The organism is Roseomonas rosulenta (genome assembly GCF_016106005.1).
In the GTDB taxonomy this organism is placed as follows: domain Bacteria; phylum Pseudomonadota; class Alphaproteobacteria; order Acetobacterales; family Acetobacteraceae; genus Neoroseomonas; species Neoroseomonas rosulenta.
The window spans coordinates 1-590 of the sequence record NZ_JACADR010000645.1 but is presented as its reverse complement, the minus strand read 5'-3'; the positions used below and the strand labels follow the sequence as shown (position 1 = coordinate 590).

1 pseudogene is annotated in these 590 nt (G+C 77.5%); it reads right to left on the bottom strand.

The features are described 5' to 3' along the window. Window positions 1–590, bottom strand: a pseudogene (locus HW578_RS27440) (glycosyltransferase family 4 protein); the annotation flags it as partial.

Genomic DNA, 590 nt, shown 5'->3' with positions numbered 1-590 from the left:
CGCGCGGCCTGGGCGGCGACGCCGCCACCGGCGCGGAACACGGCGGGGTCGGCCGCGCCGGCGACCGCCAGCGTCAGCCCGTGCCGGCCCAGCACCTCGGCCGCCGCCGTCAGCGCCGCGAGGTTCTTGTGCGCCGCAGGATTGCCCACCACCAGCGCGTAGCGCGCCGGCGCCAGGCCGTGCTTCCCCAGAACCGCGCCGTCGGCGGCGATGCGCAGGATATGCTCGCCACCCTCCGGCAGCACGGCGATGGACGACACCGCCACGCCCAGCGCCGCCGCGATGCGCCCGCGCGAGAACTCCGACACCGTCAGGATGCGTGCGCCGCGCCGCGCGAGCATGCGCTGCAGCAGCCGGTACCAGGTGCGGAAGGCGAAGGAGTAGCTCTCGGGCGTGTCGAAGGCGCCGGCGTCGTGGATCACCACCGCCTGGCGGGCGCCGGCCAGCACGGGCGCGGTATTGCCGAGGTTCACCAGCACATCGCCGCGCAGCGCGCGCGGCAGGTCGATCTGCTCCCAGGCCTGGCCGCCGCGCGTGCCGACCGCCTCCGCGCGCAGCACGCGCAGCGCTGGGTCGCGCGCGCCGGCGGG